Annotated in this window: 3 protein-coding genes; 1 reads left to right on the forward strand and 2 read right to left on the reverse strand. The window is 68.3% G+C overall.

Annotated features, from left to right (window positions below):
* On the reverse strand, window positions 1–1436 hold a 1436-nt coding region (gene ggt, locus ABNT58_RS07500), incomplete at its 3' end, for a gamma-glutamyltransferase (RefSeq protein WP_348752877.1).
* Window positions 1437–1512: 76 nt separating this feature from the next.
* Between ggt and ABNT58_RS07505 the strand changes: the two genes are divergently transcribed.
* The gene (locus ABNT58_RS07505; protein ID WP_348752878.1) at window positions 1513–2118 is read left to right on the forward strand and encodes an MSMEG_1061 family FMN-dependent PPOX-type flavoprotein; all 606 of its coding nucleotides are present in this window, start codon (window positions 1513–1515) and stop codon (window positions 2116–2118) included.
* Window positions 2119–2136: 18 nt separating this feature from the next.
* Here ABNT58_RS07505 and ABNT58_RS07510 read toward each other — a convergent pair.
* Window positions 2137–2552: papain-like cysteine protease family protein (locus ABNT58_RS07510; protein WP_348752879.1), on the reverse strand; the 416-nt coding region annotated here is incomplete at its 5' end.

Here is a 2552-nt window from a genome sequence, read left to right on the forward strand (position 1 = left end):
TGCAGCACCGCGGTGATGATGCGGCTGCCGCCCGGCGTGCCCACCACCATCACCGGCTTGCCGTCCTGCGTGACGATGGTCGGGCTCATCGAGCTGAGCGGACGCTTGCCCGGGGCGATGGCATTGGCCTCGCCCTGCACCAGACCGTACAGGTTGGGCACACCCACCTTGCTGGTGAAGTCGTCCATCTCGTTGTTCAGCAGCACGCCGGTGCCGCCGGCCGTCACGCGGGCGCCGAACCAGTCGTTCAGCGTGTAGGTCACCGACACCGCATTGCCCCACTTGTCCACGATGCTGTAGTGCGTGGTGTTGCTGCCTTCGTGCGGCGGCACGCCGGGCTTGATCTCCTTGGAGATGCCGGCCTTGTTGGGCACGATGGCGGCGCGGATGCGGCCGGCATAGGCTTTGGCCAGCAGCTGGTCCAACGGGTTCTTCACGAAGTCGGGGTCGCCCAGGTAGCTGTTGCGGTCGGCATAGGCATGGCGCAGCGCCTCGATCTGGTAGTGCACCGCCTGCGCTGAGCGGAAGCCCAGCGTCTTCATCGGGTAGCCCTCGAGGATGTTCAGCACCTCGCAGATGACCACGCCGCCCGAACTCGGCGGCGGCGCCGAGACGATGCCGTAACCGCGGTAGCTGCACTCGATGGGCTTGAGTTCACGCGTCTTGTACTGGTCCAGGTCGGCCTGGGTGATGATGCCGCCGCCCGCCTGGCTGCTGGCCACCAGCGCCCGGCCCACGGCGCCCTGGTAGAAGCCGGTCTCGCCTTGCTCGGCCACGGCCTTCAGCGTGCGGGCCAGGTCGGCCTGCACCAGCTTCTGGCCGGCCTGGAAGGCCTCGCCCTGGTTCAGGAAGATGGCCGCGGTGGCCGCGTCCTTGCGAAAGTCGGCGGCCACAGCCTGCAGCATCTCGGCATCGCCCGGCTGCAGCACGAAGCCGTCTTGCGCCAGGCGGATGGCCGGCTCGATCAGCGCGCGGCGCGGCAGCGTGCCGTACTGGGCGCGCGCATATTCCAGGCCCGAGACGGTGCCCGGCACGCCCACGGCCAGGTGGCCTTGCGTGCTCAGGCCCTTGACCACGTTGCCGTCCTTGTCCAAGTACATGTGGGCGGTGGCCGCCAGCGGCGCCTTCTCGCGGAAGTCGAGGAAGGTCTTGCGGCCGTCGGCCAGTTGCAGCGTCATGAAGCCGCCCCCGCCCAGGTTGCCGGCGGCCGGGTACACCACGGCCAGCGCATAGCCCACGGCCACCGCGGCATCCACCGCATTGCCGCCGTCCTTCAGCACGTCCACGCCCACGCGCGTGGCCAGGTGCTGCGCCGTGACCACCATGCCGTTCTCGGCGGCCACCGGCGAGACTGAGGCCGCCTGCGCGGCCGTGAAGCTGAAGGCCAGCGTGAGCTGCAGCAGCAGCCGGCGGCGTGGCAGGAAGGATGGGGTCATGGGCGCTCCTCGGGGTCGCTTTTGAGTTGGGGGCTCATTGTGGTGGCCGCCCGCCGGGCGCACTAGACTGCGCTGCATGCCCATCAGCACCCTCGCCGAGCTTCGGCAGCTCTACAACAACCCCCAGCCGCGCGCGGTGCTCAAGCAGATCGATGCGCTGGATGGGCACTGCCGGCGCTTCATCGCGCTGTCGCCCTTCGTGCTGGTGTCCACCGGCAGCGCCGACCATCAGATGGATGCGTCGCCGCGCGGCGGTGATCCCGGCTTCGTCAAGATCACCGACGACGGCCAGCTGCTGATTCCCGATGCGCCGGGCAACAACCGGCTGGACACGCTGGAGAACATCGTGGACACCGGAGGCATCGGGCTGCTGTTCCTGATTCCGGGCTTCGATGAAACGCTGCGTGTCAATGGCCGTGCGGTGTTGTCCACCGATGCGGCCGACATCGCCGCCTGCACCACCGAGCGCCGTGCACCCAAGCTGGTAGTCCGGGTGCAGGTGCAGGCGGCCTACCTGCACTGCGCCAAGGCCTTGCTGCGTTCGCGCCTGTGGAAGGCCGATGCCCAGCAGCCGCGCGAGCTGCTGCCCACTGCCGGCCAGATGATCGCCGACCAGACCGGCCTGAACGTGGCGCCGGAGACACGCGAAGAGATGGAACGCCGTTACGCGCCCGACCTGTAGCGCCCCCGATCAGGCGCTTCAGCTGCCTTCGACGACGATGTCCACCCGCGGGCTTTGCACGTAGAACAGGCGCTCACCGTCCTGCAGCCGCAGGTAGCTGTCGCCCTTCATCTTGCAGTGCGGCCCAAGCGTCGGGTCGTGGTGCAGCACATGGCCGGTGGATGTCACGCCGTAGATCAGGATGGCATGGCCGAACAGCCGCTTGCCCACGAACAGCTTGCCGACCTTGCCGCCGCCCATGAACGGACCGTACGCCCGCAGGAAGCGCACGATCTCGTCCACGTCGTCGAACTTGTTGCCCGTCTGCACCCGCACATGGTTCGTGGTGCGAAAGGCGTGCGGAATCTCGTCGTAGGAGCGGCCCTGGAAGTGGCTGGTCAGCCGCTTCACCTCGGGGTCCTGGATGTCGCTGCTGCCGGTGTGCCACTTCAGCA

The organism is uncultured Aquincola sp., from assembly GCF_964001545.1.
GTDB lineage: Bacteria > Pseudomonadota > Gammaproteobacteria > Burkholderiales > Burkholderiaceae_C > Aquincola.